General features: G+C 48.5%; 19 protein-coding genes and 2 pseudogenes. 10 read left to right on the forward strand and 11 right to left on the reverse strand.

Annotated features, from left to right (window positions below; genetic code table 11):
- Window positions 1–15: 15 nt before the first annotated feature.
- The 6 genes from nadD to PS053_RS20935 form a co-directional block, all read right to left on the reverse strand.
- Window positions 16–657 (reverse strand): nicotinate-nucleotide adenylyltransferase, encoded by a 642-nt coding sequence (gene nadD, locus PS053_RS20910; RefSeq protein WP_025237398.1) that lies wholly within the window; start codon window positions 655–657, stop codon window positions 16–18.
- A gap of 1 nt (window position 658) precedes the next feature.
- Window positions 659–1,690 carry a DNA polymerase III subunit delta gene (gene holA, locus PS053_RS20915; RefSeq protein WP_000620508.1) on the reverse strand — a complete coding sequence of 344 codons (1,032 nt, stop codon included), beginning with the start codon at window positions 1,688–1,690 and terminating at the stop codon, window positions 659–661.
- Entirely contained in the window at window positions 1,690–2,271 is a 582-nt protein-coding gene (gene lptE / locus PS053_RS20920) for an LPS assembly lipoprotein LptE (RefSeq protein WP_044708600.1), read from the reverse strand. The genes holA and lptE overlap by 1 nt, the downstream gene beginning before the upstream one ends.
- A gap of 14 nt (window positions 2,272–2,285) precedes the next feature.
- Window positions 2,286–4,868 carry a leucine--tRNA ligase gene (gene leuS / locus PS053_RS20925; RefSeq protein WP_256879111.1) on the reverse strand — a complete coding sequence of 861 codons (2,583 nt, stop codon included), beginning with the start codon at window positions 4,866–4,868 and terminating at the stop codon, window positions 2,286–2,288.
- Window positions 4,869–4,995: 127 nt separating this feature from the next.
- Entirely contained in the window at window positions 4,996–6,006 is a 1,011-nt protein-coding gene (locus tag PS053_RS20930) for a LacI family DNA-binding transcriptional regulator (RefSeq protein WP_000415276.1), read from the reverse strand.
- Window positions 6,007–6,144: 138 nt separating this feature from the next.
- Entirely contained in the window at window positions 6,145–7,197 is a 1,053-nt protein-coding gene (locus tag PS053_RS20935) for a mannitol dehydrogenase family protein (RefSeq protein WP_149477305.1), read from the reverse strand.
- Window positions 7,198–7,440: 243 nt separating this feature from the next.
- On the opposite strand from PS053_RS20935, the gene PS053_RS20940 reads away from it, so the two are divergent.
- The 4 genes from PS053_RS20940 to PS053_RS20955 all read left to right on the forward strand — a co-directional run bounded on the left by PS053_RS20940 (window position 7,441) and on the right by PS053_RS20955 (window position 13,938).
- The gene (locus PS053_RS20940; protein ID WP_256879110.1) at window positions 7,441–9,201 is read left to right on the forward strand and encodes a class I mannose-6-phosphate isomerase; all 1,761 of its coding nucleotides are present in this window, start codon (window positions 7,441–7,443) and stop codon (window positions 9,199–9,201) included.
- A complete protein-coding gene (locus tag PS053_RS20945) occupies window positions 9,195–10,319 on the forward strand; it encodes an AGE family epimerase/isomerase (RefSeq protein WP_256879109.1) in 1,125 nt (374 codons plus the stop codon). Before PS053_RS20940 ends, PS053_RS20945 begins: the two co-directional genes overlap by 7 nt.
- Before the next feature lie 47 nt (window positions 10,320–10,366).
- Window positions 10,367–11,977: an alcohol dehydrogenase catalytic domain-containing protein gene (locus PS053_RS20950; RefSeq protein ID WP_131109376.1), complete on the forward strand. Its 1,611-nt coding sequence runs from the start codon at window positions 10,367–10,369 to the stop codon at window positions 11,975–11,977.
- An 83-nt stretch (window positions 11,978–12,060) separates the two neighbouring features.
- Window positions 12,061–13,938 carry a PTS fructose transporter subunit IIABC gene (locus PS053_RS20955; RefSeq protein ID WP_085456086.1) on the forward strand — a complete coding sequence of 626 codons (1,878 nt, stop codon included), beginning with the start codon at window positions 12,061–12,063 and terminating at the stop codon, window positions 13,936–13,938.
- Between the two features lie 41 nt (window positions 13,939–13,979).
- On the opposite strand, the pseudogene PS053_RS20960 reads toward PS053_RS20955, so the two are convergent.
- Window positions 13,980–14,246 (reverse strand): annotated as a pseudogene (locus PS053_RS20960) (HPr family phosphocarrier protein); the annotation flags it as partial.
- Between the two features lie 190 nt (window positions 14,247–14,436).
- Here PS053_RS20960 and PS053_RS20965 point away from each other — a divergent pair.
- Both PS053_RS20965 and PS053_RS20970 read left to right on the forward strand, forming a co-directional pair.
- Window positions 14,437–14,919: a zinc ribbon-containing protein gene (locus PS053_RS20965; RefSeq protein WP_024164991.1), complete on the forward strand. Its 483-nt coding sequence runs from the start codon at window positions 14,437–14,439 to the stop codon at window positions 14,917–14,919.
- An 89-nt stretch (window positions 14,920–15,008) separates the two neighbouring features.
- On the forward strand, window positions 15,009–15,968 hold the full coding sequence (locus PS053_RS20970; RefSeq protein ID WP_137651202.1) for a hypothetical protein: 960 nt from the start codon (window positions 15,009–15,011) through the stop codon (window positions 15,966–15,968).
- Window positions 15,969–16,036: 68 nt separating this feature from the next.
- Here PS053_RS20970 and PS053_RS20975 read toward each other — a convergent pair whose 3' ends face one another.
- Window positions 16,037–17,020, reverse strand: a complete 984-nt coding sequence (locus tag PS053_RS20975) for a tetratricopeptide repeat protein (RefSeq protein WP_256879108.1) — start codon at window positions 17,018–17,020, stop codon at window positions 16,037–16,039.
- Between the two features lie 162 nt (window positions 17,021–17,182).
- Between PS053_RS20975 and PS053_RS20980 the strand changes: the two genes are divergently transcribed.
- Both PS053_RS20980 and PS053_RS20985 read left to right on the forward strand, forming a co-directional pair.
- The gene (locus PS053_RS20980; protein WP_256879107.1) at window positions 17,183–17,890 is read left to right on the forward strand and encodes a DUF1266 domain-containing protein; all 708 of its coding nucleotides are present in this window, start codon (window positions 17,183–17,185) and stop codon (window positions 17,888–17,890) included.
- Entirely contained in the window at window positions 17,887–19,314 is a 1,428-nt protein-coding gene (locus PS053_RS20985) for a J domain-containing protein (protein WP_059256992.1), read from the forward strand. The genes PS053_RS20980 and PS053_RS20985 overlap by 4 nt, the downstream gene beginning before the upstream one ends.
- A gap of 10 nt (window positions 19,315–19,324) precedes the next feature.
- On the opposite strand, the gene PS053_RS20990 is transcribed toward PS053_RS20985, so the two are convergent.
- Entirely contained in the window at window positions 19,325–19,879 is a 555-nt protein-coding gene (locus PS053_RS20990; RefSeq protein WP_059218899.1) for a tetratricopeptide repeat protein, read from the reverse strand.
- 103 nt (window positions 19,880–19,982) lie between these two features.
- Between PS053_RS20990 and PS053_RS20995 the strand changes: the two genes are divergently transcribed.
- Both PS053_RS20995 and PS053_RS21000 read left to right on the forward strand, forming a co-directional pair.
- The gene (locus tag PS053_RS20995) at window positions 19,983–20,690 is read left to right on the forward strand and encodes a DUF1266 domain-containing protein (protein ID WP_000356527.1); all 708 of its coding nucleotides are present in this window, start codon (window positions 19,983–19,985) and stop codon (window positions 20,688–20,690) included.
- A complete protein-coding gene (locus PS053_RS21000) occupies window positions 20,687–22,138 on the forward strand; it encodes a J domain-containing protein (protein ID WP_256879106.1) in 1,452 nt (483 codons plus the stop codon). The genes PS053_RS20995 and PS053_RS21000 overlap by 4 nt, the downstream gene beginning before the upstream one ends.
- A gap of 92 nt (window positions 22,139–22,230) precedes the next feature.
- Here the strand turns inward: PS053_RS21000 and hscC are convergent, their stop codons facing one another.
- Together hscC and rihA are read right to left on the reverse strand one after the other, a co-directional pair.
- Window positions 22,231–23,901, reverse strand: coding sequence for a molecular chaperone HscC (gene hscC, locus PS053_RS21005; protein ID WP_256879105.1), 1,671 nt, complete (start codon window positions 23,899–23,901; stop codon window positions 22,231–22,233).
- Window positions 23,902–23,985: 84 nt separating this feature from the next.
- Window positions 23,986–24,921, reverse strand: a pseudogene (rihA, locus tag PS053_RS21010) (pyrimidine-specific ribonucleoside hydrolase RihA).
- Between the last annotated feature and the right edge of the window lie 61 nt (window positions 24,922–24,982).

Genomic DNA, 24,982 nt, shown 5'->3' on the forward strand with positions numbered 1-24,982 from the left:
TCCGCCTCGCTCGATTCAGCGATATAAACCTTGCTGGTTGATATAAGTCAGCACTGATTCAGGCAACAGATCTTCACACGGTTCGCCTTTTTCCAGACGTTCGCGGATGACTGTTGCTGAAATGTTAAACCATGGCGTTTCGGCGAGATAAATTTTCCCCGCAGGATGAAGATGCAACTCTTCCGGGTTGTGCGTTAAATGATCTTCCAGCCACTGCTGGTACTGCGGTTGTGCCATTTCAAGCGGATAACCAGGACGCCGACAGACAATCAAATGTGCATTGTCGAGAATCGTCTCGTATTCGTACCAGGTCGGAAATGTCAGCAGAGAGTCCTGACCAATAATAAACGCCAGCGGCGTATCGGGCCCCTGTTCCTGTCGCCATTCTTTTAACGTTTGTGCTGTGTACGACGGGGCATTACGTTTTAATTCCCGTTCATCAAGGGTAAACAGCGGTTTGTCGGCAATAGCCAGTTCAAGCATGTGCTTTCGCTGCGCACTGTTCGCTTCCGGTTGCGGCCGATGTGGAGGGACGTTGTTGGGGATAATCGTTACCCGCGTCAGACCAATCAGATTCGCCAGAGTTTCTACGGGTTTAAGATGACCATAGTGCACCGGATCGAAGGTGCCGCCAAACAGAGCCTGTAAAGATTTCATATCAACCGTCGATAAAAACGTCTGCCAGTGGTTTATGGCATAACAGGAGGGATAGCCCTTCCAGCTCTGCCCACACCGACTGACCGTAATCTTGTTTGAGGGTGAGTTCCGTTCGTGTCAGGAGTTGCACGGCCTGACGTAACTGCGGCTGACTTAAGCGATTTAACGCTTCACCGATCATGCCCCGGCGGTTCTGCCAAACGCGATGTTTATCAAACAATGTGCGTAATGGTGTATGGGCAGACTGGCGTTTCAGGTTAACCAACAGCAGCAGTTCACGTTGTAACGTGCGCAATAAAATAATCGGTTCGCTACCTTCCAGACGCAGTTGCTGAATAATATGCAACGCGCGCTTACTTTTGCCCATTAACAAAGCATCAACCCAATGAAAAGGGGTGAAATGTGCAGCATCATTCACCGCTTGCTCAACGCGCGGGAGCGTCAGTTTGCCGTCTGGCCAGAGTAGAGATAAACGCTCCAGCGCCTGTGCCAGCGCCAACAGATTACCTTCATAGCAGTAGCAGAGCACCTGATTCGCGGCATCATCCAGCTCTAAGTTGAGCTGTTTTGCCCGGGCTGCAACCCAGCGAGGAAGTTGGGCTTGCTCTGGTGTCTGACAGGTCACCTGTACGCTACGATTGACAAGCGCGGTGAACCAGGCGGCGTTTTCCTGCGTTTTACTCAATTTATTACCGCGCACGATCAACAGAAGATCGTCATGCAGCAGTCCGGTAAGCGTGAGAAGTTGTTCATTGATCGCCGCATTTGGCCCATTTTCCGGTAATAACAGCAACAGGGTTTGTCGACTGGCGAACAAGCTCATGGCCTGGCATAGCGAAAAGATCGCATTCCAGTCGGTGTTGGGATCAATGGTAAAAGTGTGGTGCTCTTCGAATCCTTGTGCGGCGGCAACCTGACGTATAGCGTCCTGGCTTTCCTGCAGCAACAGGGGATCGTTACCAAGAAGAAGGTACGCCGCGCGCAGCCCTTCATTGAGCTGTGCGCGGAGTTGTTCTGGGTACAACCGAATCATCAGTTACCCAGTGTGGTGGAGACGCGCGCAGGTGTTGCTGTGGTATCAGTTTCCGTTGTTGATGTCTCTTCGTCGGAACGGATATCTGCAGCACGGATGCTTGGCAGCTTACGAATTAGCTGTTCGGCGGCACGGTCATACATCTCTTTAACGATCATGTCCTGCTCGTTATCTTTCGCCAACGCCATTTGTGGGTTATCGAAGAACGAACGGAAGACTTTGGCGCTAATCGGATAGATATCACGACCAGGTATCAGCACCGTCGCATTGACCGTCATGATCATCTGATACTCTGCCGTTTGGCCGTTACGGAATACCGAGGCGGTATCTTTCGCGATGCTCACTTTGCCCAGACGCAGCGATGGTACATCTTTACGCATGGTGCTTTTATCGAGCAGCTCAACGCCATTCAGGCGTAACTGATTACGCACTGCACGGCTTAATGGCCCGTTCGGGTCGCCAGAGTCCAGGATCATGATCTTCATAGTGGAAGGAACCTGCGTGGTATCACGCAGATGCCAGCCACACCCGGCGGTGATTAACACCGCCAGAGATAACAACAATGTTGCCAGATATCGCACGCTTCCTCCCGCGCTTAGCCAACGACCAGATTGAGGAGTTTACCCGGTACGTAAATCACTTTACGCACGGTAACGCCATCAAGATATTTTGCTACCAGATGCTCCTGGCCAGCACGTTCGCGAACCTGTTCTTCCGTTGCATTTACCGGAACGGTGATTTTGGCACGGACTTTACCGTTAACCTGTACCACCACCAGCGTGGAGTCTTCGACCATCGCTTTCTCGTCTGCAACCGGCCATGGTGCGTTATCGATATCGCCTTCGCCTTTCAACTCCTGCCACAGCGTGAAGCAGATGTGCGGGGTGAACGGGTTAAGCATACGGACAACCGCCAGCAGCGCTTCCTGCATCAGTGCGCGATCTTGCTCACTATCGGTCGGTGCTTTCGCCAGTTTGTTCATCAGCTCCATAATCGCCGCAATTGCGGTGTTGAAGGTCTGACGGCGGCCGATATCATCGGTCACTTTAGCGATTGTTTTATGCACATCGCGACGCAGGGCTTTCTGATCTTCCGTCAGTGCATCAACGTTCAGCGCCGGAGCATCACCTTTCGTTGTGTGCTCGTAAACCAGTTTCCAGACACGTTTCAGGAAGCGGTTAGCCCCTTCAACGCCAGACTCCTGCCATTCAAGAGTCATATCTGCCGGAGACGCGAACATCATGAACAGACGAACGGTGTCCGCGCCGTAGCGTTCAACCATTTCCTGCGGGTCGATACCGTTGTTCTTCGACTTGGACATTTTGCTCATGCCGGTATACACCAGCTCATGGCCTGCCGCGTCTTTCGCTTTCACGATACGACCTTTCTCGTCGCGCTCAACGATAGCGTCTTTCGGCGATACCCAGTTACGCTCGCCGTTTTCGCCAACGTAGTAGAAGGCATCTGCCAGCACCATACCCTGACACAGCAACTGTTTCGCGGGTTCATCAGAGTTCACCATACCTGCATCGCGCATCAGTTTGTGGAAGAAGCGGAAGTAGAGCAGGTGCATGATGGCATGTTCAATACCACCAATATAGATATCAACCGGCAGCCAGTAGTTAGCCGCGTCGGAATCCAGCATTCCTTCTTTGTACTCTGGACAAGTGTAGCGTGCATAGTACCAGGAGGATTCCATAAAGGTGTCAAAAGTGTCGGTTTCACGCAGTGCCGGCATTCCGTTAACGGTGGTTTTCGCCCACTCAGGATCTGCTTTAATCGGGCTGGTAATGCCGTCCATCACCACGTCTTCCGGCAGAATCACCGGCAACTGGTCGTCAGGAGTCGGCATTACAGTACCGTCTTCCAGCGTCACCATCGGAATCGGCGCGCCCCAGTAACGCTGACGGGATACGCCCCAGTCGCGCAGGCGGTAGTTCACTTTACGCTCGCCAACGCCCATTGCAGTCAGTTTGTCGGCAATGGCGTTAAAGGCCGCCTCATGGTCAAGACCGTTGAACTCGCCAGAGTTGAACAGCACGCCTTTTTCAGTCAGTGCCTGCTGGGAGAGATCTGGTTCAGAACCGTCAGCCGCCAGGATAACCGGTTTGATGTTCAGGCCGTATTTAGAGGCAAATTCGTAGTCACGCTGGTCGTGACCCGGAACCGCCATGACTGCGCCGGTGCCATATTCCATCAATACGAAGTTTGCTGCCCAAACCGGAATTTCTTCGCCGGTTAATGGGTGAACAGCTTTAAAGCCCGTATCGACGCCTTTTTTCTCCATCGTCGCCATTTCTGCTTCGGCAACTTTGGTGTTACGGCATTCGTCAATAAAGGCCGCCAGTTCAGGATTATTTTCCGCCGCTTTCTGCGCCAGTGGGTGACCTGCCGCTACCGCCAGATAAGTACAGCCCATAAAGGTGTCCGGGCGGGTCGTATAAACGGTCAGCGTGTTGTCATAGTCGTTAACGTTGAAAGTGATTTCCACACCTTCGGAACGACCAATCCAGTTACGCTGCATGGTTTTTACGGTGTCTGGCCAGTGATCCAGTTTATCCAGATCGTTGAGCAGCTCGTCAGCGTAAGCGGTGATTTTGATAAACCACTGTGGGATCTCTTTACGTTCAACTTTGGTATCGCAGCGCCAGCAGCAGCCGTCGATAACCTGCTCGTTCGCCAGTACGGTCTGGTCGTTAGGGCACCAGTTGACCGCAGAAGTCTTCTTATACACCAGACCTTTTTTATACAGTTCGGTGAAGAACTTCTGTTCCCAACGGTAGTATTCCGGCGTACAGGTTGCCAGCTCGCGGCTCCAGTCATAACCAAAGCCCAGCATTTTGAGCTGGTTTTTCATATACGCGATATTGTCATACGTCCACGGTGCTGGCGCGGTGTTGTTTTTCACCGCTGCGCCTTCCGCAGGCAGACCAAATGCGTCCCAGCCGATTGGCTGAAGAACGTTTTTGCCCAGCATGCGCTGGTAGCGGGCGATCACGTCACCGATGGTGTAGTTGCGAACGTGGCCCATGTGTAGTCGACCAGAAGGATAGGGAAGCATAGACAGGCAGTAATACTTCTCTTTGCTCTCGTCTTCGGTTACTTCAAATGTGCGCTTCTCATCCCAGTGAAGCTGTACTTTGGATTCTATCTCTTCCGGGCGGTATTGCTCTTGCATGGCAGCCAGTGGTCCTGTTTTCAATACGGCTACAAATGTAGCGCTAGAGGTGGTTTTTCAGATCCGCATAGCATAGCCCAAACGTCCGCGCCAAAACAGCCTTTCGCAGGACATTAAATCAAATCCTTCAAGCCATTTGGGTTGAGTGACGCCAGTGAATATGGGCATGAAGCAGCGTTGTAGTGGGTGGTGATAGCCTATTTTCCAGACGTTCAAGGAGACGAGAGACGATTTGGTTCGTCAGTTCCGTAATTTGTACTTCCGCAGTGGTTAATGACGGAAGCCAGCCTTCAGCATCACTAAGGCCATCAAATCCAGTGACGGCAATTTCAGCTCCGACTTTTTTACCGGCAAATTGCAGGGCATTCATCGCACCAAATGCCACGATATCCTGATAACAAACCAGGGCAGTCACTGCGCTGTCTTGCTGTAGTAACTGGGTAGTCGTTGAGGCGCCAGCAGTCATGCTGGATGCACATTCCAGAATCCGTGACTCTTTCCATTTGATGCCGGAATCGTGGTGTGCGTCTTTCCACCCCTGAAGCCGCTGATGGCGAAGGCGAGAGTGCTGGCGTCCGCCAATAAAAGCAATGTGTTGGTGGCCATCATCAATTAACTGCTTTGTCAGATCCCAGGCCGCCTGATAATTATCGATACCAATATAATCATTATTGTTATTTCTGACGGGCCGTAAAAAGGTAATCGTTGGGCTTGCTTTGCACCAGTCGTCGAGATGTTGTGCGGTGGTATCCCAGGTCGGACAAAGAAGCACAGCTATTGCATTATGCCTTTTCATTAAATGCAGATAGCTTTGTTGGTTTTCGAGATTTTCATCAGAACACGCAAGGATAGTTGCATAGCCTAATGTGGCAAGCTGCCGGGTAATTTTAGAAATTAATTCGGTATAATAAGGATTACTAAGATCGTGGATCACTAACCCAATTATATTGGATTTATTACTGCGTAATGTGGCTGCGTTTTCATTATAAGTGTAATTCAGTTTTTTTATGGCCTCGAGAACGCGTTGGCGGGTTTTGGCTGAAACTTTACCTTCCCGATTGCTGAGCACATTGGAAACGGTGGCCGAAGAGACCTTTGCTAGTGCGGCAACATCTGACACTGTGGCACGTTTTTCCATGCTGCTACTCCGCTAAAATACCCACAAAGGCGCCGGGCGATGAAAATTCATTAGCACGGCGCACAAACAAGGGGGAAACGGTAGCAAAGCCGATAAAATTACGTCAAGGGCATTTTAGCGCTTCTCAGAAGACTATGCTTACGATATTTGTGCGGGCTCTTCCTGTTCCAGACGCTCAACAATTTCTGCAACATTGAGACTCGCAAGTGCCCGCTGTCGCGCCAGCTGCGGTTCTGATTGCGCATTTGCCCAGCCATTAATTAGCACATTTAGAAATGAGATCGCAGGCTGAATATCAACCCCACGCTGCTGTAATACCGTCAGAGGATAAATAAACCTTTCTGTAGGGCCGATTTTTTGCAGGAAATTTCGTGCGACGCTCTCCAGTGAACGTTTTATATGCGGATTACATAAGCGCAGGCGATGTTTTTCTGCCATCTTTTCGAGATAGTTCGCGTCAAGATGACATTCCTGGCATAAATAGAGTTTCATTAGTTGCATGTAGTTGTCCATCGCCAGACGAATTTCCTCGCTTTCTGCCGCCTGATATAAATATTGTTTTCCTGCCGCTAATCCCAGAAAACTAATACCGTCAGCATAGGTATTCACCAGAATTCGTTTTTCCTGAAATCGTAGGGTAATATTTTCAACCTGTTCAAATTTTTGCACTGTTGTCGCACCCTCCAGCTTCTGGATGCAGACAGTACCCCAGGACTCCGCTTCAATCAGCGTCGACGCAGGCCAGCAGGAAGAACAAATACGATCGACCATGCAATCAGGCAACCGCCAGCCGTCAGGATTGACGCCGCCTTCTTGCATCAGTTCGGCAAAAAAGCGCCCGCTGTATTCGATATTTTCACAGCAAATTAGCGTTTTGGGCGGCACATTTTTGAGTTGCTTTACAATGCGATGCAAATTTTCTTTTCTGACAGAGGTAGTGATAACGCTGGCGTGCTGTAACCATCCAGTTAGCTTTTCATCTGCCGGATGGAGAATATCTCTCAGATGAATGTGCTGTGTTTCTCTGGTATCGGTGAGCAGGAGGTCATAACCCTGACGTTCCCTGATACTGGCGAGTAGTTTTTCGTCGCTATCTATTGCTATCACATCAAATCCGCTTTCAATCAAAAGTGGAACGACAAGACCTCGACCTAATGCCCCCGCACCAAAATGCACTGCTATCGGTTTCATCACAACTCCTCCATAACGTGTTTATCGAGGTTATTCGATTTACCTGTTTTTTGTCATAAGGTGATAGTTATTTTGCGATAATCCTCACATTCCAGAGATGAAAAATAATATGAATTTTATTAATTATTTGATTTTTATTGACTTTTGCAATTAGTGTTGTTTTCAGCAATATTGCAATATCAGGCGGGTAACGATACTGTCCTCATCATGATAAGGTTAATCGATTAACTTTGAGGGGTCAGGATGAGCTATCTTTCACACACTGCTAACTATGAAAAATTTCCGGCTGTCAATGTTCCCGGCGAGGTGCAGACGTACCAGGGATGGCAGGAAATTAGAACGCACCTGGCAATGTTCCTGCCGGCAGGAGAGCGGCAAATAGTCACCATTGATTGCTATCCAGGCGTGGATAAACAGCAAATTAAACAGGCTTTGTGTCAGCATGAAACGTTTTCTCATGCTTACTGGGTTGACGTCGATGCGTGTTATCTCAGCGGTAGCGCTCTGCAAAACCGCTTGGCTGATACCCTGACAGATGACCGGGTTTTCGGAGTGATGAGTTGTGCGACGTTGTCAGACTATCTTCTGGCGGAACGCGTAGCAGAACAACGTCAGCAAATTGTCAGCCAGCCGGGCATTGTTGTTGTCATCGGGACCGGAGCCGCGCTTCTGATGCCGCCCGATGTGCTGATCTATGCTGACTATCCGCGATGGCAGCGTCAGCTTGACTGGCGTGCAGGTTCCAGCAACTGGCTGGTTGACAACGCTGATGATGACATCCTCCGAAAATACAAACAGGGTTTTTTCTGGGAGTGGCGAATTGCCGATCGCCACAAACGCTCGCTTTTTGACAACATGGATTTCTGGCTCGACAGCCTGAGCACACCTGTGGTCATGGTGGATCAGGCGGCTTTTCAGGCTGGGCTGGATGCTTGCTTGTGTACACCGTTCCGCTTAAATCCGTTCTTTGACCCCGGCGTATGGGGCGGCAAGTGGATGGAGGAGGTTTGTGAACTTCCGCCATCAGAGAAAAATTACGCCTGGTGCTTTGATGGCGTGCCGGAAGAGAACAGCCTGACACTTGACTACAATGGCATCCGGTTGACGATGCCATCGATAAACCTGGTACTGGCGCGGCCTATCCCGTTGTTGGGTGAGCGCAACTATGTCCGTTTTGGCGCGGAATTCCCGATCCGTTTCGACTTCCTTGACACCATGTCGGGTGGCAACCTGAGTTTGCAGGTTCATCCCTCCACTGACTATATTCAGCAACATTTTGGCATGCACTACACCCAGGATGAGAGTTATTACATCCTTGATGCGGGAGAGGATGCGAGCGTTTATCTCGGGCTGAAAACTGGTATCAATAAGCAAACGCTGGTGGATGCCATCGCTCAGGCGCAGGAAACTGGCGAGCTGGATGCTGAAGCTCTGGTTAACCGTTTCCCGGTGAAAAAACACGATCACGTGCTGATCCCAGCCGGAACAGTGCACTGTTCTGGCAAAGATGCGATGATCCTCGAAATCTCCGCCACCCCCTACATCTTCACCTTCAAATTGTGGGACTGGGGGCGTCTGGGCCTGGATGGTCGCCCACGCCCGGTACATCTTGCGCACGGCAGCCAGGTGATTCGCGAAGAGCGCGATACCGAATGGTGCCAGCGGCAGCTGCTTAATACCATCACGGTGCAGGAAGAAAATGTGGCTTACCGCTGTGAAAGAACCGGTTTGCACGAACTGGAATTTATTGACACCCATCGCTACTGGATCAGCCAATCTGTGAACCTCTCTACCGGCGGCGAATTCCAGATGCTTAATTTGATTGAAGGTCAGGAAGCACTGATCGAAAGCCTGGATCGGCAATTTGCGCCTTTCGTCGTGCATTATGCCGAAACTGTCATTATTCCGGCGGCGCTGCACAACTATTGCATTCGTTCTCCTTCCGGCACTGAGATTGGCGTGATTGTCGCCAGCGTGCGTCAGCAGGGAGGTAAAATATGCTAAAGCAAGCACAACAATTCACCCACTGGATGCGCCACGATGCATTGCCATGTTTTCTGCAACAGGGCGTGGTGAACCGCGACGGCGAGCAGTGCTTTGCTGAAACCGTTCCCGTTGCGCCAGGTATTATCCGTGCCCGCGTACAGACGAGGCAGTTGTACGTCTTTGCCCATGCTACCCGCACCGGCTGGATTGTGGCGGGCGATACCATTAATCGTATTATGGAAACGGGGCTACAGCATTTTCATAATGCGCAAGGGGCGTTTTACTTTTCTGATGGCAGCGATTCGACAGCCGGAAAGCTGAATACCTACGAGCAGGCGTTTGCGTTGCTCGCTTTCTCTGAACTCTGGGCGTTGACTGGCGATATTAAGATTCGCCAGCGGGCTGAGCGTCTTCATGACTGGATGCAGCAACACCTGACGCTGGAAGAGGGCGGTTATGCGCTGAATACCGAACGTCCAACACTCCTCAGTCAGAACCCGCATATGCACCTGTTTGAGGCCATGCTGTCATGGTGGGCGGCGACAGGCGATGCGCGTTGGGAGCAAGAGGCGCACAGGCTTTTCAGATTGTTCACTAGCCGTTTTTTCAGCCAGCAACAGCGTTGCCTGGTGGAGTTTTTCGCATCGGGATGGCGTCCTGATTTGCCGGAGTCGCGGCATATCGATCCGGGTCATCATCATGAATGGACCTGGCTGCTGTACGCGTATGAGAAGATGTCCGGCATCAACACTCTGGAGTGGCGAACAGCGCTTCAGCATTTTATTGCCGGCTGTGGCGACAACGCGCAGACCGGAGCTGTGATGAATGAAATCAATTTAGATAAAAGCCGTCATCGCGCCGCCAGTCGCCTCTGGTGCCAGACTGAACGTATTAAGGCCGATGTCGTCAACTGCCTGACTGTCGGACAGGCGGCGCTACCGACGCTGGAGCAGCATATTGCCGATATGTTGCGTCTGTATATTGAGAACGAAACTGCCGGGTTGTACTGCGATGAAATCAGCGAAACCGGTGAACGTATTAAGGCCGCATCTCCTGCATCAACGTTGTATCACCTGTATGTCGCCAGCCGACAGGTTGGCGAGGTGTTGCAGAAATTTAACGTGGGGAGAAGTTAATGAACATACCAGAGAAAAATAATTGCTGGGTTTTCCACGGACACGGGATGAATTCTTTCGGTGTAAATAACCTGCCGACGACGCTAAATATGCCCCGACCGGGGCCGCGCGAAGTACTGGCGCGGGTCGACGCATTCGCCATTTGCGCCTCAGACGTCAAAATGATCTCGATGGGCAATGATTATCCGCTGTTTAAGGGCCGTGATTTCAGTGTAAATCCGGCCATTCTGGGGCATGAACTTTCGCTAACCGTGGTAAAACCCGGCTGTGAAATGGTCGACGCGTGGCCGACAGGAACGCGATTAGGCGTCCAGCCGGATGTCTATCTTAACAATGAACGCTTCTGTATTGGGGTTAATGTCAATGGCGGGATGGCGGAATATCTGCTGCTGGGGGAGGAAGTATTTAGTTCCGATCACGGTAGCTGTGCGTTTGCGGTGGATGAGCGCTTGAGTCATGCGGCGGTCGCGCAGACCGAACCGCTGGCCTGCGTAGAGGCGGCATTTGTTCAACATTCCCGTCCATCAATGAAGCCCGATGGACGCGTGCTTATCTGGCTGGATACCGGGATCAATCGTAACTTTACCCTCGATATGCCTTTTGTCAGCAGCGATATTATCGTAGTCGGCATACCGGAGGTTTATCAGGAATATATCAGTGGGTTAGCCAATGATGAGGTGGTTTTCACCAGCGATCTGCCAGAAACGCTATTCGATGACATTATTATCCTCGGCAACCCGGATGACGCGACGTTGACAGCTATCAGCGAAAGAATGGCCGTTAACGGCCTGTTGTGTTGGTTGCCGCAAAGCGAACCGCAAAAATATGTCGCGATGGACGTTGCCAAAATTCATTACAACAAAGTGAATTTACTCGGCAGTTCGCAGCGCCGGTTATCTGACGCCTTCCGCGAAGAGAAATACCGCTACGATTATCATCCCGGCGGCGTATTAATCATCTCTGGCGGCGGTGGAACGATGGGGCGTATTCATTTGCAGCGTGCGCTAAAAAGCCCGTGCGCGCCTGCGAAAATTATTGTCACTGGCAACACGCGTACCCGCCTTGACCAGATGGCGCAGGATTTTTCAGCCATTATCGCCGCCAGCGATATAGAGGTGAATTATCTGGCCTTACAGGACTGTGTCGATTTTCGCGGTCAGCTTCGTGAATTAGTGGGAGAGCATGGTGCAACGGATATTATCGTTAGTGCACCCGGTATTGAGCCGATTGATGCCGTGGTGGAGTTTCTGGCCGATGACGGCATCTTGATCCTGTTTTCTGGTACTCGTTATGGGCTGTTCGGGAAGTTACCTTTAGGGTGGGTCGCATCTCGTAATGTCAGTATTACCGCCAGTAGTGGTTCATCTGTTGCTGACCAACTTCAGGTACTGGCAAAAATGAATCGCAATGAAGCTCTGCCCGATTTTAACGTCGCAGCAATTGGTGGGTTAATGGCGACAAAATCCGGGCTGGAGGCAGTAAAAGCAGGACGTTTTACTGGCAAAGTGGTGATTTATCCGCAATTAAAGCATCTGCCTTTATTACCGCTTAATGAACTTGGCAACTGGGACAGGCAATTAGGAGACTATGTGGTCCAGAATGGTTGGTCCCGGACGGCAGAACGGATGTTAGAGCATATTTATCATGGTAAGGAATAGTGTTGTTTCCTGAAAATAAATATATCCCCCCGGCAATAAGAAAAAACTCCGGGGGATAAATCAAAATAACGAGGACGCACGTAATGACACTCCAGGATTTGTTGTCACCATCACATATTATTCTCAATAAAAGCCCCTGCGATAAACAAGAGCTTTTTCATCAATTAGCCGATAAAATGGCGGTTGAAGGTTATATTGAAAATCAGGATAGCAATGTATTTATTCGAGGATTAAATGAACGCGAAGCGCTGTCCACCACAGGAATTGGCGATGGCATCGCCATTCCGCATGTAAAAAGTAAATTGATCAGCAAACCAGTTATTCTTTTTTTACGTTCAGATAGCGGTATTCCCTGGGATTCTCTGGATGATGAGCCTGTTTATCTTGTCTTTATGATTGCAGTACCGGAAAATGCCGAAGCGGACCATCTCAATATTTTAACTCGCTTATGTCGCTGGTTGATGGATGATGATCTACGTCTGGCGTTAATGCAGGCGCAGAATGAAAAAGAGATTGTTATTCTGCTGAAAAATAAAGACGCAGAGGAAGACGACAAAAAATCTACAGTGGAAGATACGCCACCCAACCGTTTCATCGTGGCGGTAACGGCCTGCCCGACCGGTATTGCCCATACCTATATGGCAGCGGAAAATCTGGAAAAGGCGGCGGTAAAACTTGGCTATCAGATTAAAGTAGAAACTAATGGTTCAGTTGGCGTAGAAAATGCGCTAACGGCAGAAGATATTCAACGGGCCGAAGCGGTCATTGTGGCAGCGGATACCAAGGTTAATATAGATCGTTTTGCCGGAAAACCGCTATGTTATACCAGTGTTTCTCGCGGTATTAAAGAACCAGAAATATTAATTAAAACAGCATTATCCGCACCGTGTTATCAGCCCGATGAACAAGATAAAACGGGGAATGCGCCTTCAGCAACACCTGGTGTTTATGCTTCGTTGATGAACGGCGTATCTAATATGCTGCCATTCGTGGTGGCGGGCGGCATATTAATTGCGATCTCCTTTTTCTGGGGAATTAATTCAGCCAATCCTGACGATCCCAGCTATAATTACTTTGCCAAAATCCTCAGTTCTGTAGGTGGAGCGGCATTTACTTTATTTATTCCGGTTATGAGCGGTTATATCGCTTACGCCATCAGTGATCGTCCTGCTTTTGCTCCTGGTATGGTCGGTGGTTTTCTGGCCAATACGGGGGGGAGCGGTTTTCTGGGCGCGATTCTGGCTGGTTTTATTGCCGGTTACACTATCAAACTGCTACGTCATGGATTGCGTGGATTGCCCAAATCCTTTGAAGGGATTAAACCGGTTTTACTCTATCCGTTGCTCAGTGTATTTATCGTCGGTTTCATTACTGTGGCGGTTGTTGGGCCCGTAATGGGCTATATCAACACTGGAGTCGTACATTTTCTTAATGATATTGGTTCGGCAAATAAAATTCTGCTGGGTTTTGTTATTGGTGCGATGCTGGCGGCGGATCTGGGGGGACCCATTAACAAGGCGGCCTATCTCTTTAGCGTCGGTGTTCTGGCGAGTGGCAATTATTATGTAATGGCGGCAGCGGTTGCCAGTGGGATGGTGCCATCGCTGGCGGTGGCATTGGCGGCAACGCTGTCGCGCGATAAATTTACCCAGAGTCAATGTGAAGCGGCAAAAGCTAATTATATCTTAGGGCTATCATTTATTGCTGAAGGGGCAATTCCCTTTGCAGCCAGTAATCCGCTGGTAATATTACCCTCGCTAATGGTTGGGTCTGGTATTGCGGGTTCGCTGGCGATGCTATTCAATACTACATATCCGGCACCACATGGTGGGGTATTTGTGCTGCCAGTGGTTGGAAATCCGATATTGTTTTTACTATCGACATTAATTGGTGTAATAATATCAACGGCGTTAATCTTGATATTTAAGAAGAAGTTAACGGACGAAGAGCGGATAAAATAAGTATATTTTCGGCCATCGTTAATTGATGGCCGCAGCTCTGTTTATTCTCCCAATCCATTTTCGATTTCTTTAGCAATTGTCTCAATAGCCTGTTGTGCATCTTCGCCTGTAGCAGTAAAACGCATGCAGTGTCCTTTTTTAACGCCCAGTGCGACAACCTTCATCATGCTACGCCCGTTAACGTTATCACCGCTGCCATTAAGATTAGATATCATAATTTCACTGGTGAATGTTTTAATTAATTTTACCAGGGCGGTTGCCGGGCGGGCATGTAATCCATGTTCATTAGGCAATATTATGTCTTGAGTATAAGAGATTTGTGTGGGCAACTTAATTCTCCTGATGTTTACAAGGGGGATATTTTATAAATATTATGCGCTGTAAAATATTTATTTCTATATCTTTATATGGTTTTATAAAATTCTGTGGGCTACATTGCAAATTGATAAGAAAAATAGTCTATTATTATAGTCAGTTAACGACCCGGGAGATGAGATGATGAACAAGGTTGCTCAATATTACCGTGAACTGGTGGCGTCATTAAGCGAGCGTCTGCGTAATGGTGAGCGCGATATCGACGCACTGGTAGAACAGGCGCGAGAGCGAGTAATAAAAACAGGGGAGTTAACGCGAACCGAGATCGACGAACTGACGCGAGCTGTCAGACGTGACCTGGAAGAGTTCGCTATGAGCTATGAAGAAAGCCTGAAGGAAGAGTCCGATAGCGTTTTTATGCGGGTGATTAAAGAAAGCCTTTGGCAGGAACTGGCGGATATCACTGATAAAACGCAGCTGGAGTGGCGCGAAGTGTTCCAGGATCTCAATCATCACGGGGTTTATCACAGCGGGGAAGTGGTTGGGCTGGGGAATCTGGTCTGCGAGAAATGCCACTTCCATCTCCCTATCTACACACCGGAAGTGCTGACGCTATGCCCGAAATGCGGTCATGACCAGTTCCAGAGACGCCCGTTCGAGCCGTAATAGTCTGATTTCGTACGCCGGTAGCGTTTTCTGTCGGTGTCCGTTTCTGCTGGAATAGGGAGTAATGGAATACATTCAGGAAAATCGACATGGGAAGGTTTCTTACTGGCGTATCATTGTTGTTACTTATTATCGGTAATGCATTTACCGTCGCAGCAGCAGAGGGAGAGTCTGAAACTCTTCCTCCCGTAGATTTACAAGCCATCGAATCGCTAGTCGAACGCTGGGATGATGTTCTCAGTAAACGCGATAACGCACAGCCTCAGTCCTTATACATGCCGCAGGTTGAGTGGTATGGTCAATCACTTTCCGCCCAGCAGGTCCTTGCTAATGAACAGGCGTTCCTGGCAAAAAATACCGATTTTTGCCAGTCCATTGTCAGTACATTAAATATCCAGCGTTCTTACGAGGATAAAAATATTGTGTTAGTGAGTTTTGTTAAACGCGCTGGCCTGACATATGAAAATGAGCAAAATTACCCGCAGGAAATACAGGTCACGAAAAGCGCCCTGGGCTGGCGTATTGTGAGTGAAACCGACGGCATTACGCTTGCAAATCAGAGTAAAGAAAAAAGTACTGATGTCGCGCGGGGCAAATTTGACGGTAAAAATAAAAGTTATGTCTGGATGCGCGAGGCCGATCCTCGTACGGGAGGAGCATGTTTGCCATACAGTAAATGTGATTGTTCTTTGTGGAGTAGCGATCCCCGGGTTTCTCCAATAATAATCACGCAATGCCTTATAGGTAATGTTGAGACGATTTCTGGGCTGGATAATAGTGGGCGCGATCGCGTTGTTGTCTCGCCGGAGTGGTGGAGCAGTGCTGAACGCGTCGTTTATGTTTTTGATATCCAGCAATATCAGTGGATTCGGGTTATGCCGGGATTTATGAAAAATCTCAATATTCAGGAGACTGCAACGGCAGCCGATTTATTACAACCTGATCCGCAGCATCCTGGTCAGGTTAAAGTGACAACGGCGTACTGGGATCTGGAAAAAGATGAGCTTCTTACCAAAGTGATTAATAAAAAATTGTGGGTGTTGGATTAGTTTATGTGTTTACAGAAACGAGTTGCCGGATGAAGTCGTGCTGACAACTCGTTGTCAAACTAATGGGCTTATTTTTTATCCAGTAAATCGTCAATCTCCCGGATTTCCTTACTGACATTCCTTATGCCGGATGACTGAACTTTACGGTATAAGTCGAGAGCCTGTCGGAGATCGGCAGGTCTTCCTTCTCCATAGTGGTACATAATTGCCAGGTTATACCAGGCGGCGGCGTTATTGCGCTCAGCGGCTTTCATAAACCAGTCAAAGGCGGTCTGATAATCCTTCTCAACACCGTGCCCATGTTTATACATATAGCCAATGTTAACGTAAGCGCTGATGCTCTCCTGGGCCGCAGCCTTCAGATACCAATACATCGCTTGCTTATAGTCCTGATCTACCCCTTCGCCCTCATTATATTTCCACCCAGTCTGAAATTGTCCGTGGCGACTCCCTTGCCGGGCGCTTTTTAGGTACCAGAATGCAGCGAGGGAAAAATTTTGCGCGATACCCTTTCCGTCGTCATAGAGATCGGCCAAATTTGCCTGTGCGGTTGCATTTCCTTGTAACGCAGCCTGTTTGTACCAAAAGAAAGCTTGAGTGTAATCCTGCGCGACACCTGAACCATTCTCATACATACGACCCAGGTTATTTTGTGCAAACCTCTGGCCGCGTTCTGCTCCTGTGCGATACCAGTACACAGCTTTTTCATACTCTTTTTTTAATACTTCAGACCAAATCCAGCCTAACTCGTTTGGTGCAAACGGGTGACTTTGATTTGCGGCCTTTTCTAACCAAAACAGTGATAGCTGATAGTCTTTTTTGTTGCTGGTCGGGTTTTTAAATCTTAGCCCGAGAAAATATTGCGCCTCACAGTGCCCTTGCTCTGCTGCCAGTTTTAGCCAGTGGAAAGATTTTTCATCATCGGACTCCCCGGTACGGTCGTTATTATAATAAATACCAAGAATATATTGGGCTTCGCTGTCTCCATTTTCAGCACGTTCAATGATTTCATTATGCGAAAGATTGTCGCAGCTACTTGATGAGTAAATCATTATCATTCCTTTATTGTCTCGAGCGAATCATATTATATCTCTATACATTGGTTTTTTGCTTCTTATTTATTTTGTGCGTATTATAGCGTGTCAAATAAGAATAAAACTAACTTTTTCAAAGTTGATTAAATAAGTTTAATGAATGTTTAAGGATGAAATATTATGGACATGGAGTCGCAAAATATACTTTTTGCACTTTCTACGCCAATGGAAGTGCGTAATGAATGCTGTTTACCTTCGCATTCATCGCCAAAAATGTATTCAGGAACACGCTTTTTTGATCTTTCGTCATCCTGGGGAATTGATGACCGCGAAGACCTGCTGCGGACAATTCATCGAATGATCGATAACGGCCATGCTGCACAGCTGGCTGGTTTTTATCATCGCTGGTTTCGTTATTCTCCATGCGAATGGCGTAGTTATACCAATGAACTGAATGAACAAAGTCAGGCTTACGCTCAGTTTGTCGCCAGCACTGCCGAATGTTGCGGTGAAGGCGGAATTAAAGCGTGGGATTACGTCCGTATGGGGTTTTTAAGTCGGATGGGCGTACTCAATAACTGGTTGAGCGAAGAAGAAAGCCTGTGGATTCAATCGCGCATTCATTTACGGGCGCTACGTTATTATATCAACTGGCGGCAATACTTTGCCGGTTATACCTTTGGCCGGCAATACTGGCAGTCTCCTGAGGATGATAATCTGCCGTTATTACGCGAAATCTTAGCCCGTAAAGAATACGACGATTTCGGCAATGATATGTTTTATCAATTAATTGCCAGTGACGATGCATATTACCCAACCCTACCCTGGCAACCACTGACTTATTACCCTGTTTGCCCTGAAACGCTTAAGGATATGAGCGACATATGAAAAATTGCTGGCAGATCCTCGATATAGCAGAAACGACAGATGTCGATATTATCCGCCGCGCTTATCTGGCGCTATTACCTTCTTGTCATCCAGAAACCGATCCACAAGGTTTTAAACAACTGCGTCAGGCCTATGAGGAGGCATTGCGATTAGCACAATCACCGTTAAAAAATAGTGCTGAGCATGAAGAAAATTCAGTGGCTGAACATGAAATTTTGCTGGCCTTTCGTGCATTGCTCGCCTCTGATCGTGAACGGTTTCAGCCATCGGCCTGGCAGCGATTCATTCAACAATTAAATTATTGCTCGATGGAAGAGATTGACGAATTGCGCTGGCCGCTGTGCATCATCGCCATGAATACTGTTTATATTTGCTACGATTGCCTTTCGTTGTTAGCCAAAAGATTGTGTTGGCAGCAGGAAGATAGCCAGGGCGCTGTTCATGAAGAGCAACTGGAGTCGTTTTTAGGTTCTCTTGCAAAGGGCAATATTTTTGATTTCCAGTCTATTTTGTATCTCCCTGCTGCGGTACAAAATACGGCGATCGATTTTTATCAGATGTTCGAGAGAATTTGGTTTTACCATCCAGACTGGCTGCCATCTTTTCTGTCGCAACATCACACAATGATTGTTCCAGACGACGTTGAACTGCATAAGAAATTACTGCGCTGGTACAGTTCAAGCCGCCTGGGAATACCTGAACTCATGGAATATGCCAGAGCATGGCGTAGGGCTGAACCCGATAACGAAGATGCTCGTTATTATGAATACGCGCAACGCGTCTATTGTGGAGAAGGCGAAAGCCTGTTGGCAGAACTTTGTGACTACTGGCGCGAGACTCCCTCTACCCAGGCAGATACATTAATGTTGCAATGGTGCCGTCAGCGTCGGGTGGATCATTACCCTCTTGTGGTCATGATGATTGAGGCGCGCGAACTGGTTGACGATTGGGGAAAGCCGCTACTTTATGTTCCCGGCGACAGTGCGCGTACGCGTTTTCATTTATATGAAATATTCAACGATGACAAGCTTTTTGCACCGGGGCGCTCCCTGGTCGAGATGATTTTACTCAAAGGGCATAAACCGCGATTAGTGCTTGCTGGCGATACACAACATCGTTTATGGCCATTATATTTAGTGGCGGAACAACTCGTGCAGGCCAGCCAACCTCCAGAAGAGCTGTTATTACCGATTATTACCCGCCAGGATGCAGAAGATCGTTGTCCTTTAGAAGCATTAATTATCCGTAGATTATTAATTCAGTCAGCAAATTTTGCCGGACAAAACAATATCGAACCTGTGACACGAACTCAGTCAATGCCTGCTGATGATGGTGGCTCTGGCTGCTCTGGAATAATCAAAATTATTTTCTACATTTTTATCTTTGCTGGCCTGTTAGGGAAAATTTTGCATCTGGTTGGTTGAGCCAGAAACTTTAATGTATGGGAAGTTCAGCCAGTAATTTTTCCGAATTTTTATAATGCTGATCTGCCGTCAGTGTCAACCATTTGCGGGCTTCGTAATTGTTGACATTAATACCTGTACCATTTCTGTAGATTAAGCCCAGCGTATATTGGGCATGAATATCGCCTTGCTCAGCCGCAAGTTTATACCAGATGATCGCCATGCGGGTATCGGGCCTGACGCCCAACCCTTTCAGGTAGATCCAGCCGAGTTTGCTTTGCGCTCGTGGATTCCCCTGTTCCGCTGATTGCTCATACCAGTATCTGGCCTGCGTATAATCGAGTGGTTTGCCATCACTGCCATGAAGATAAAACCCGGCAAGGCTATATTGCGATGTTGAGTGTCCATGAATAGCGGAAAGCTCGGTTGCCGCGGTAGCAAACGGTATGCCACCCGGCGAACTTAAATAAGTAAAGACATAATGGGCCATGGTTTTATCACGCAACGTTGTTTTCTTTGGCTGACTAATACAGGTGATGAAAGCAACTATAAATATTGCGAATATATAAAAGATTTTTTTGTTCATTTATGAATGCTTCGATTTTCTTTCTGTTTTGAAAGTATCAAGTTTATACTTACCTGAAATAAAAAAGTAGTCAACTAATGTACTAAACACGGATTATTAACAAATGGATAAGGACGAACAATATCTTCTGTTTGCGCTTTCTGCGCCAATGGAAATACTCAATCAGGGATGCAAACCCTCCCATGACTCACCCAAAATGTATACCGGAATAAAAGAGTTTGATCTCTCATCATCCTGGGGAATAAATAATCGTGATGATTTAATTCAAACTATTTATCAGATGACCGATGAGGGGCACGCAAATGATTTAGCTGGATTATACCTGGCCTGGCATCGTTCTTCGCCTGAAGAATGGAAAACATTAATTTCTGACGGTGCCGGGAGAGAGTTGATTTACATCCAGTTTGTTGAGCAAACCGCCATGTGCTGCGGAGAGGCCGGAATCAAAGCGTGGGATTATGTCCGTATGGGGTTTTTGTCGCGTGTTGGCGTGCTCAATAACTGGCTGACGGAAGAAGAGAGCCTGTGGCTGCAATCGCGTGTTTATGTACGGGCTCGACATTTTTATAACAACTGGGCGCACTATTTTGCTGCCTATTCGTTAGGGCGGCTTTACTGGCAATCCTCGCAGTGTGAAGACGACACTTCTCTACGCGAGGCGCTAACCCTGTGCAAATACGATAGCGCCGGGAGCCGGATGTTTGAAGAGCTGGTGGCGGGACGCGATCGCTTCTATGCCACGCTGCCATGGCGGCCATTAACCGTTCAGCCTGAATGCCCGGCAACGCTTAAGGATGTGAGCGACCTATGAAAACATGTTGGCAAATACTCGAAATTGAAAGCACGACGCAAACAGAGATTATTCGTCAGGCTTATCTTGCTCATTTACCTTTGTATCACCCGGAAAACGATCCGCAAGGGTTTAAAGAGTTGCGTCAGGCCTATGAAGAGGCGTTGCGGTGGGCGGTAAATCCAGACGAAAAAAATGCTGACAACGAGGAGGATCTCGCAGAAGAGCACGAGATACTGAAAGCGTTCAGAACATTACTGGTTTCGGAAAGCGAACGTTTTCAACCATCGGCCTGGCAGAAATTTATTCAGCAGTTGAATACCTACAACATGGAGGATGTCGATCAATTGCGCTGGCCTCTGTGCGTAATTGCCATGGAGTCGCAATATCTGTCACTGAATTGTGCATCGCTGCTGGCGGAGCGTTTGAACTGGTACGCGTTCAATGATGGCGAAGAAATGGATGAGGAAGAGCGGGAGGCTTTTCTTGAGGCCATTCAGTCAGGTGATTGTTTCGATTTCCTGAGTCTTCAGGAGTATCCCGTCGCATTGCAAAACCAGACCATCGAGTATTACTTCGCGCTGGAACGTTGCTGTCGTTACCATCCAGAGTATGTGATTCCGTTTTTAGCGATAGAAGGCCCATGGTTTGTTCCAGATGATGCGAAATTGCATCGCAAGCTATTGCGCTGGTATAGCTCGGTACAAACAGGTATGGCGGAACTGCTTCCTGTTGCTGAACAGTGGCAAGTGGAAGCCCCCGACAATGAAGATGCTCGTTATTATTATTGCGCGCAACGGCTGTACTGTGGCGAGGGGGAAAGCCTGATTGCCGATCTTTGTGCGTACTGGCAGAGCCATCCCTCCACGCAAGCGGATAATCTATTGCTGCAATGGAGTCAGCAACATTGCCCGGACTATTTCGCCCTACTGGTGATGGTTATTGAAGCGCGGAGTATGGTTGATGAGCAAGGTAAGTCGCTGAAATATGTTCCCGGTGAGAGCGCCAGGACGCGGCTGCTGTGGGTGGAAATTTTGCACAGCGGTAAATTATCGCCGTTAGGGCAATCATTTATCGAATCACTGTTTTACAAGCGCAAAGCATGGGCGTGGTGGAAATCGCGAGTAAATAGTGAGACAGAGGACGATTCGCCGTTGTTGGATCTGTATCGGGTTGCCGAGCAGGTTGTGCTGGAAGCGTTTCCGAAACAAGAAATGTTGGCACGTTTGAACGCACGACGGGAGCACGGAGATGCACATCCGTTAGAAGCGATTATCACCCGTATGCTGTTGACGAAAGTGAAGCTGGAACCGACGGACGAAGATGGCGGGGAGCCAATAGCTGAAAAAGCTGAAGAGAAGAATGATGAGAGTGAAAAAACACAGAGCATTGCCAGCATCATCAAAGTCAGCTTAACGGTTCTGGTAATAGGTTACGCGATCGGTAAAATCGTTATGTTGTTCAGTTAGATGCGAATGTTTGATGCGATGCTGGCGTATCTTATCCGACCAGCGAGCGAGTAGGCCGGATAAGGCGTTTACGCCGCATCCGGCAGCCGTGTTTAAGGGATCTCAATGGCCAAATAATCGCTCGCCCGTCGACGAACTTCATCGACGCGGGCCATATCGTTTGATTGTAGCGCTGCATCAAAGTCGGTGATCACCTGGCCAATTTCTTCTCGCTCGTCACCCAGCGCCCGCGCCCATAACTCTTCCAGTTTGGCTTTAAAGGTGCGGTTGATGAGCATATCGCGCGGATAAATTTTTAATGCAGATAACCGCGTCCGACTCTCTTCAATCTGCTGTGTACTTAACGTCACCGGACTGTGGTTGATCACTCTTGACTTAACGCTCCCGTCTTCCAGCAGCACATCAACTTCAAGCAACCCGTTGATGTCATAGCTAAAGCGAATATCGATAGACTGATAAGCCCCGGTTTTCTTCAGCGGAACATCGAAGTATTCCACCAAAATATTATTCTTAACTTTGTGGTTTTCCCCCTGATAGACATTAACCGTAATTGAATCCTGCTCCGGGTGCATGGTCGAATAAGTTTCCACACGCGACACTGGCACAGTCGTATTGCGTTCAATAATCGGCGAGAAAATGCCAGAAACGCCCTGGCGGTTTACTTCAACGCCTAAAGAGTAAGGGCAGATATCGGTGAGGATGACTTCTTCTATATCTTCGCTGCGTAAGCGGCAGGCGGCCTGGATTGCCGCGCCAAGGGCGACAATGGTACTCGGGTCATAACTTTGATATGGTAATTTGCCAAACAGACGCACGGCGATTCGCTGTACCAACGGCATTTGCGACGCGCCGCCAACCAGGACCAGACTGTCAATTTGGCCTGGTTTCAGGCGTGCGTCGCGCAACGCCTGCTCAATGGGGACACGCAGGCGGTTGAGCAACGGTAACCACAAATCTTCCAGTTCGTTCTCGTAAAATTCGCATTCCCGCGTTTCATCCTGATACTGCCAGTGAATGCACAGTGGCGATTGGTTGCTGCATTTTGCTGCTTCCACACAGGCATACAGGGTTGCCAGCTCACTCTCATTGAGTGTGTTTTTTGCTATTGCGACGCGTTTTAAAACCTCATCTACAAGCATGTGGGTAAAATCTTCGCCACCGAGGAAGTTATCGCCCGCGGAGGCGTGAACTTCAATCACCGGAGTGGCGTATTCGAGAACCGTAACGTCAAACGTACCGCCACCAAGATCGAATATCAGTGAGCGGGTATTTTGTTGTGTGTGCAGACCATAAGCCATTGCGGCTGCCGTTGGCTCATTAATTAAACGCACGGCATTTAACCCAGCTAATTCGGCGGCTAAACGGGTGTGTTTGCGTTGTTCATCACTGAAATAAGCTGGAACAGAGATCACCACATTTTTAATTGGTTGTTGCAGGAATTCTTCGGCATCTTCTTTTAATGAGCGTAATACCAGAGAGGACAATTCCGGCGCATTGAATGTTTCACCGCCTAAACGCCAGTTGGTATTACTGCCCATCGCGCGTTTAAATAATGCTGCGGTTTTATCAGGATGCGACGTTCGCCGGGAGACTGCCGGCTTGCCGACCAGAATATGATTATTTTCATCCATGCTAATTATGGATGGCGTTAAATATTCACCGAATTTATTGGGAATTAATTGTGCAGCGCCGTCTTTCCAGACAGCAATTAAACTATTGGTGGTGCCGAGGTCGATACCAATGGCGAGTTCTGCATTATCCATTGCATTTACATCTTGAAGGAAAAAAGAGAGAACCAGAGTAAGACCACCACATTCTTATGTGGTGATCTTAATCAACTGCGGATATTAAGCGTAAAATTTCAGACGATCTGCCAGTAAATCAACAAAGCCCTGACGATCAACGTCGACCATTACGGTAGCATTCGGTTTATTGCCCGTCAGATAGTAATAATCAACAACCGTCATACCCTGGGTGTATTTACCTTGAGTTTCGACGCCGACCCAGCGTTCCACGGTCGTGAACAGTTCTGGTTTCAGCAGTCAGGCGATGGTGCATGGGTCATGCAGCGGTGCGCCGACAAAGCTCCATTTTTCGTCTTTGTGATATTCAAAGAAGAAATCCAGCAATTCGGCAACAATGGTTGAAATTGGGTTATCAATGGCGCGGAAACGCTCGGTATCTTCAACATAAATTTGCGCTTTGTGAGTAACATCCAGACCGGCCATCACCACCGGAATCCCGGACTGGAAGACAATTTCTGCCGCTTCCGGGTCCACGTAAATATTAAACTCAGCGGCTGGCGTCCAGTTACCGAGTCCCATTGCGCCGCCCATAATCACAATTCGGGCAATTTTGCTATGCAACTCAGGATGGCTATTAAGCAGTAAGGCGACGTTGGTTTGCGGTCCGGTAGAAACAATAGTGACAGGTTCAGCACTTTCGCGCAGTGTTTTTGCCATTAGTTCTACCGCCGTGCAATTTTGCGGTGCAAACGCCGGCTCCGGTAATGCCGGACCGTCCAGACCGCTTTCGCCGTGTACATTGTCTGCGATAATCAAATCACGCATGAGTGGTTTCACCGCGCCGCCAGCAACCGGAATATCGGTGCGGTTAAGTAAGGTCAACATGCGTAGAACATTGCGCAACGTCTTTTCAGGCGTCTGGTTTCCGGCCGAAGAGGTGATGGCTTTGACATCCAGTTCCGGTGAGGCGAGGGCGAGAACGATTGCGATAGCGTCGTCGTGACCCGGATCGCAATCCAAAATAATTGGCAGTGCCATTGTTGCTCCTTGTTGTGTGCTTCTTTGCGACAAGGGTAACGCCAGGATGTAACCGATACGA

Source organism: Escherichia albertii (assembly GCF_028622335.1).
Classification (GTDB): domain Bacteria; phylum Pseudomonadota; class Gammaproteobacteria; order Enterobacterales; family Enterobacteriaceae; genus Escherichia; species Escherichia albertii.